This is a genomic window from Arthrobacter sp. Br18 (genome assembly GCF_000520555.1).
Classification (GTDB): domain Bacteria; phylum Actinomycetota; class Actinomycetes; order Actinomycetales; family Micrococcaceae; genus Arthrobacter_D.
The window spans coordinates 1,504-8,661 of the sequence record NZ_KI914860.1 but is presented as its reverse complement, the minus strand read 5'-3'; the positions used below and the strand labels follow the sequence as shown (position 1 = coordinate 8,661).

At 66.0% G+C, this 7,158-nt stretch carries 7 protein-coding genes; 2 read left to right on the top strand and 5 right to left on the bottom strand.

Translation table 11 applies throughout. From position 1 onward, the window contains the following. Positions 1-150 precede the first annotated feature (150 nt). Entirely contained in the window at positions 151-522 is a 372-nt protein-coding gene (locus Y704_RS0108750) for a DUF1622 domain-containing protein (RefSeq protein WP_026549847.1), read from the bottom strand. A gap of 144 nt (positions 523-666) precedes the next feature. Between Y704_RS0108750 and Y704_RS0108745 the strand changes: the two genes are divergently transcribed. Next, entirely contained in the window at positions 667-2,676 is a 2,010-nt protein-coding gene (locus Y704_RS0108745) for a M3 family metallopeptidase (RefSeq protein ID WP_051476845.1), read from the top strand. A gap of 12 nt (positions 2,677-2,688) precedes the next feature. After that, on the top strand, positions 2,689-3,399 hold the full coding sequence (locus tag Y704_RS0108740) for a GNAT family N-acetyltransferase (protein WP_026549845.1): 711 nt from the start codon (positions 2,689-2,691) through the stop codon (positions 3,397-3,399). 199 nt (positions 3,400-3,598) lie between these two features. On the opposite strand, the gene pdxS is transcribed toward Y704_RS0108740, so the two are convergent. The 4 genes from pdxS to thrS all read right to left on the bottom strand — a co-directional run. Then, entirely contained in the window at positions 3,599-4,513 is a 915-nt protein-coding gene (gene pdxS, locus Y704_RS0108735; RefSeq protein WP_026549844.1) for a pyridoxal 5'-phosphate synthase lyase subunit PdxS, read from the bottom strand. A gap of 227 nt (positions 4,514-4,740) precedes the next feature. After that, positions 4,741-5,358, bottom strand: a complete 618-nt coding sequence (gene pgsA, locus Y704_RS0108730) for a phosphatidylinositol phosphate synthase (protein WP_026549843.1) — start codon at positions 5,356-5,358, stop codon at positions 4,741-4,743. 3 nt (positions 5,359-5,361) lie between these two features. Beyond that, entirely contained in the window at positions 5,362-5,982 is a 621-nt protein-coding gene (locus Y704_RS19965; protein WP_051476844.1) for an HIT family protein, read from the bottom strand. Next, positions 5,982-7,158 (bottom strand): threonine--tRNA ligase (thrS, locus tag Y704_RS25195; RefSeq protein WP_035772100.1); only part of this gene is annotated, 1,177 nt, incomplete at its 5' end. The genes thrS and Y704_RS19965, both read right to left, overlap by 1 nt.

The following is a 7,158-nucleotide window of genomic DNA, read 5'->3' as shown; positions in this document are numbered from 1 at the left end:
GTTATTTCTGCACACTCGATCCCCAGCCGGACTCAGCTCAACGGCGCCCCGGATCGACTGCACAGCAAAGACGGCTCCCAGCTCACTTACCCGTTATTTCTGCACACTCGATCCCCAGCCGGACTCGCCAGTCTGGCCGGATGTGCCGGACTAGGCAGCCTCGCCCGCGGCTGCCGGGTCCGCCCGCTTCTGCCACGGCCACCGGCCCGTGATCTCGAGTTCCAGGGAGAAGCTCAGGAACGTCCGGATCAGCACGATCAGCGCGAGCACGCCCACCGACTCAAAGGTCGGCGTCACGGCCACCGTCCGGATGATATCGGCAGCCACGAGCAGTTCGAGACCGAGGAGGATCGAGCGACCCAGCCGACGGCGGTACTGCCCATACACCTCGTTCCCCGGTCTCCGGCGGAGCAGCGCCCTTCCCGCGAGCAGGCTCGCCACCGCTGCGCCGATCACGATCGCGACCACCCCCGCCGCATCGACGGCCTTGCCGATCCCTTCCATAACTTCCTGGAATTCCATCCCTGCCGCTCCTTCGTTCGCCGCCGACTCCGGCCTCAAGACCTGCAACCGACCCTATGCCGGGCACCGCCCTACCCCAAGAGGAATCCCTGCCGCTGCACGCCTCCGCCATGGAACCGCAGGAACGTGCAAAAGTTGGTTACTATGAGCAACCCTTTCCTCACCCAGAGCACCCTCCCCTACCAATTGCCGCCCTTCGAGAACATCCTCGATGAGCACTACCTTCCTGCGTTCAACGCAGGATTCGCAGAGCACCTCGAGGAAATCGGGGCCATCACCGCGAACGCGGAAGCGGCAACTTTCGACAACACCGTGCTGGCTTTCGAGCAGGCCGGAGAGGTACTCGACCGTGTCGCAGGCGCCTTCTACAACAGGTCCTCAGCACACGCGACCCCCGCCATCCAGGACCTTGAGACCGAGATTGCACCGCGCTACGCCGCACACCAGGACAACATCTTCCTGAACCGGGACCTCTTCCAGCGGCTCACTTCCGTCTCCGTCGAAGGGCTCGACGCCGAGGCCGAACGTCTCGTCGACGAGTACCGCCGCAGCTTCATCCGGGCCGGCGCCATGCTCGACGACGGCGCCCAGAAGCGTCTGCGCGAGCTCAACACCGAACTCTCGGGACTGAGCACCGACTACCAGCAGCGCCTGTTGAAGGACACGAATGCGTCAGCGCTCCTGCTCGACTCCGCCGGGGAACTCGACGGTCTCTCGCCGGATGACATTTCTGCTGCCGCCGGGGCTGCGGACTCGGCGGGCCACCCGGGGAAGTATCTGGTGACCCTGATCCTCCCGACAGCCCAGCCGGCCCTGGAGAACCTGACGAACCGGGACGTCCGTCGGCGGCTGCATGAGGCGTCCGTCACTCGCGGCTTCAAGCCCGGCGACACTAATACGCTGGAGCTGGCGTCCCGCATGGCGACATTGCGCGCGGAGCGGGCGGCGCTGCTCGGCTTCGATAACCACGCGGCTGCCGCGACCGACAACCAGACGGCGCGGTCGCTCGACGCGATTATGGACAGGATGCACGAGCTGGCCGTTCCTGCGCTGCGCAATGCACGTGCCGAGGCGACGGAGCTCGAGGCCGAGGCCGGCCATGGCATCGAGGCGTGGGACTGGGATTTCTACTCGGCAAAGGTCCGCCAGCGGAAGTACGACGTCGACCTTGCGGCGCTTCGCCCCTACTTCGAACTGGAGCGCGTACTTCAGGACGGCATCTTCTACGCGGCGAACAGGCTGTACGGGCTGACGTTCACCGAACGCAGCGACCTCACCGGCTATCACCCGGAAGTGCGTGTCTGGGAGGTTTTCGAGGAGGACGGCTCCGGCCTCGGGCTTTTCCTCGGTGACTACTACACCAGGGACACCAAGAACGGCGGTGCCTGGATGAACTCCCTCGTGGAGCAATCCGCGCTGAACGGTACCCGCGCCGTCGTCGTGAACAACCTGAACATTCCCAAGCCCGCGCAGGGGGAGCCGACCCTGCTGACCTTCGATCAGGTCACCACAGCCTTCCACGAGTTCGGGCATGCCCTTCACGGACTGTTCTCCGACGTCACCTACCCCACGTTCTCCGGCACCAGTGTGCCCCGGGACTTCGTCGAGTATCCCTCGCAGGTCAACGAGATGTGGATCCTCTGGCCCGACATCGTGGAGAATTACGCGCGGCACTACCAAACGGGTGAACCGCTGCCGCGGGAGACCATCGAGCGCATCGTCTCGGCCAGGACCTGGGGCGAAGGCTTCGAGACAACCGCGTACCTCGGAGCCACACTGCTCGACCTCGCCTGGCACTCGATCCCGGCAGGTACGATCGTGGAGGACCCGCTGGCCTTCGAGGAGCAGGCCCTCAGGGACGCCGGGCTCGACTACGCACCCATCCCGCCGCGCTACCGCACTGGATACTTCAAGCACATTTTCGCCGGTGGCTACGCGGCGTCGTACTACGCCTACATCTGGAGCGAAGTGCTGGACGCCGACACGGTGGAGTGGTTCAAGTCCTCGGGAGGTTTGAGCCGGGCGAACGGTGGGCATTTCCGCCGGGAGCTGCTCTCGAAGGGCAACAGCATTGATCCACTGCAGGCGTTCCGGAACTTCCGTGGGCGCGACGCCGAAATCGCGCCGCTGTTGAAACGGCGCGGCCTAGCCTGAACCGGAGCTTCCATGGTCACCATCGCCCAGTGCCAACGACTGCAGTCAGCCTGGTTTGCTGCGCTGGCAGGCGCCACCGGAGGAAAGACCTTCTCCACGCATGGCAGTACCTGGGCGTGGCTTCCTGCGCGGCGTGAGCTGATGTTGATGTTCCCGGAGCAGATCTCTGCCGCAGGAGTGCGGCCGGCGCTCGCTGAGGGCACGCGCCTCGGGGCCACCACGGTCGGTGTCTGGCTCAACGGGGCCGTGCGCAGCGCCGGGCTCGCCGAACTGGGCTTCGAGCCGGGATGGCAGCCGTGGTGGATGGCGGCACCGGTCACCGTTCCGGCGTCGTACGACGCCGGAACGGCCGCCCTGACCACCGATGTGGCGGAGTACCGGGGGCCGCTCTCCCGGGAGCTGCGGGTGGTGAAGACGCAGCCGCGGCAGGCGTGGCACGCGGAAGTACGAACCAGCGAGGGCATTTGCGGTGCCGCCTACGCCTTCCACCCGTCCGGCGTGCACGGACTGGAGGGCCTCGGCGGCATCTTCAACATGGAGGTGCTTCCCGACTACCAGCGCCGGGGCTTCGGCACCGCACTGCTGAGCAGGGCTGCCCGGGCCGCAGCAGAAGCGGGCGCCCGCCACCTCGCGCTCAATGCGACACCGGAGGGCTACGCTTTCTATTCGCAGCGCGGGTTCACGCTCGTGGGACGCGGGAAGACGCACTGGCTGACGCTTTAGCGCTTCCCGGGCCAGGACGGGGAAAGCGTCACCGACCGGACGCCAGTATCCACCGGCGGGATAGAAACTGATCCGGTTGACCGGCGTTGCCCTGCCGGTGTGGACCGCCGGTCAGATGAACCCGGCAAAGGACGTGCGCACCGGAATGAACCGGCGCGCACGTAGTCCTCGAAGGCGTTTGCCGCTCGAAGAGCGGCTGTTACCAGCCGCGCTCCGCCAGGCGGTGGGGCTGCGGCAGTTCATCGACGTTGATGCCCACCATAGCCTCCCCGAGCCCGCGTGAGACCTTGGCGACCATGTCGGGATCGTCGTGGAACGTGGTGGCCTGGACGATCGCGTTGGCCCGCTCGGCAGGGTTGCCTGACTTGAAGATCCCCGAGCCGACGAACACGCCGTCGGCGCCGAGCTGCATCATCATGGCGGCATCGGCGGGAGTGGCGATACCACCTGCGGTGAAGAGCACGACAGGCAGTTTGCCGGCTTTCGCCACCTCCTTGACGAGGTCGTACGGGGCCTGGAGCTCCTTCGCCGCAACGTAGAGCTCGTCGTCGGCCATCGAGGACAGCCGGTTGATCTCCGAGCGGATCTTCCGCATGTGCATGGTGGCATTGGAGACGTCGCCCGTGCCGGCCTCACCCTTCGAGCGAATCATTGCGGCACCCTCGCTGAGGCGCCGGAGCGCCTCGCCGAGGTTGGTCGCTCCACAGACGAAGGGGACGGTGAACTTCCACTTGTCGATGTGGTTGGTGAAGTCGGCGGGGGTCAGGACCTCGGATTCGTCGATGTAGTCCACGCCCAGTGACTGCAGGACCTGAGCCTCGACGAAGTGCCCGATGCGTGCCTTGGCCATCACCGGAATGGAGACCGACGCGATGATGCTGTCGATCATGTCGGGATCGCTCATCCGGGAAACGCCGCCCTGGGCGCGGATGTCAGCAGGAACCCGCTCGAGGGCCATCACTGCTACGGCGCCGGCATCCTCGGCAATGCGGGCCTGCTCTGCGGTGACGACGTCCATGATGACGCCGCCCTTCAGCATTTCTGCCATTCCGCGCTTGACCCGGTTGCCGCCGGTGCGGGCCGCGGTTGTCGAATTCTCTTCAACGCTGGACACAACTTGCCCCTAAAAAGTAGATAAAGGATAACAATCCATGGTACGCCCGCTATCGGATGGGAGGCGCCGTGCTGAAGCCGCCTTCGCGGCGGGCGAAGCATCAGAACCGGGCGAAGGATCAAAGCCGGACGTAACATCAGAACGGGGCGAAGCATCAGAACCGGGCGAAGCATCAGAACCGGACGTAACATCAAAACCGAGCGGAGCTTCAGAGCCGGGCGGAGCGGTCAGCCGCCCGTCATCGCGAGCGACTGCCGCCGCACAGCCGCTACCCGCTGGATGACGGTCACGAGGCTCGCCACCGCCAGGAGGGTGAGGACGCCCAGCAGGAAACCGACCGGCATTCCGAGGCCGGTCAGACCGGTCGCCACCAGGACGGCGACAAGCCGTTCGGCCCGCTCGGCGATGCCGATGTTGGCGGTGAACCCCAGCGACTCGGCTTTGGCCCGTGCATACGAGACCAGCATGCCGAGCACCAGGCACGAAAGGGCCGCGACGCCCACTGCGGCGTTGCCGCCGCCGGTGAAGAACCAGAGCGCGACGCCGGCGAAGAGGGCGCCGTCGGCCAGACGGTCCAGCGTCGAGTCGAGGAAACTTCCCCACGGTCCGCCCTGCCCCTTGATGCGCGCCATGATGCCGTCCAGGAGGTCGGAGAAAACGAACAGCGTAATGAATATCGTCCCCCAGAACAGCTCACCGAGAGGATAGAGAACCAGCGCGCCGAGCGTCACCCCGAGCGTTCCGGCGATCGTGACGGCATCCGGAGTGACGCCCCACTTCAGCAGCAGCCGTGCCAGCGGGGTGAGGAGCGAGGTGAAGAACGTCCTGGCGTATTTGTTCAGCACCGCTCAGCCCGTTCCGTCGGGAGTACGCATGACGCCGTCGTCGGCCAGCGGCAGGGTCGGCCAGGCGGACGCGAGCTGGCTGCGCACTTCGCCGAGGGTCTGGGTGACGGCCTTGGTCTGGGCGATGATCGGCAGGAAGTTCCCGTCGCCGCCCCAACGCGGCACCACGTGCTGATGCAGGTGCGCCGCGATTCCTGCTCCCCCGGTGACGCCCTGGTTCATGCCCAGGTTGAATCCCGTCGCGCTGGAGACGTGCCGCAGTGCCCGCATCGCGGTCTGGCTGAGGGCCGCGATCTCTGCTGTTTCGGCGAGGTCGACGTCGGTGTAGTCGGGGACATGGCGGTAGGGGCAGATGAGCAGGTGGCCCGGGTTGTAGGGATAGAGGTTGAGCACGACATAGGCGTGCACGCCACGGTGCACGATGAGTGATTCCTCGTCGCTCCGGCTGGGAGCCAGGCAGAACGGGCAGTTGTCCTCAGACTTGACCTGGTCCTGGCCGCGCTTGATGTAGGCCATGCGGTGCGGCGTCCAGAGCCGCTGGAATGCGTCCGGCACTCCCGGTATCTCGAAGTCGTCCGTGACACTCCCGTCCTGCGGAGCCCCCTGCCCGGCTGGTTCGGTCATCAGATCGACGCATCCCTCGTGCGCACGGCCTCCACGATGCGGCGGACGGCGTCGGCGACCGGCACCTGATTGTCCTGGCTGCCGTCGCGGAAGCGGAAGGAGACAGCCCCGGCCTCCTCGTCCTCGCCGCCGGCAATCAGGACGAAGGGCACTTTCTCCTTGCTTGCCGTGCGGATCTTCTTCGGGAACCGGTCCGAACCCGCGTCCACCTGGGCCCGGATGCCCTCGGCCTTAAGCCGATCCACGACGTCGAACAGGTAGTCGTTGAATGCCTCCGCGACAGGAATGGCCAGCACCTGAACAGGCGCGAGCCAGGCGGGGAACGCCCCGGCGTAGTGTTCGGTCAGCACGCCCATGAACCGCTCGATGGAGCCGAACAGCGCCCGGTGGATCATGACGGGTCGCTGGCGTGTCCCGTCGGGCGCCTGGTATTCGAGTTCGAAGCGCTCGGGCAGGTTGAAGTCCAGCTGGATGGTGGACATCTGCCAGGTGCGCCCGATCGCATCGCGTGCCTGGACGGAGATTTTCGGACCGTAGAACGCTGCGCCGCCCGGATCGGGCACCAGGTCGAGTCCGGAGGCTTCGGCCACTTCCGCGAGGGTGCGGGTGGCCTCGTCCCAGATCTCCTCCGAGCCGACCGACTTCTCGGGGTTGCGCGTGGAGAGCTCGAGGTAGAAGTCATTGAGGCCGTAATCCTTCAGCAGCCCGAGCACGAAGTTGAGTGTCCCGGCCAGTTCGTCCTTCATCTGCTCGCGCGTGCAGTAGATGTGGGCGTCGTCCTGGGTCATGCCGCGCACGCGGGTCAGGCCGTGCACCACGCCGGACTTCTCGTACCGGTAGACGGACCCGAATTCGAACAGGCGCAGCGGCAGCTCGCGGTAGGACCGCCCGCGCGATCGGAAGATGAGGTTGTGCATGGGGCAGTTCATCGGCTTGAGGTAGTAGTCCTGGCCGGGCTTGCGCACCGAGCCGTCCTCAGCCAGTTCCGCGTCGATGTGCATCGGGGGGAACATGCCGTCGCGGTACCAGTCGAGGTGGCCCGAAACCTCATAGAGGTGACCCTTGGTGATGTGCGGGGTATAGACGAACTCGTACCCGGCGTCGGTGTGACGCTGGCGCGAGTAGTCCTCCATGGCCTTGCGGATCACGCCGCCCTTCGGGTGGAAGACCGGCAGG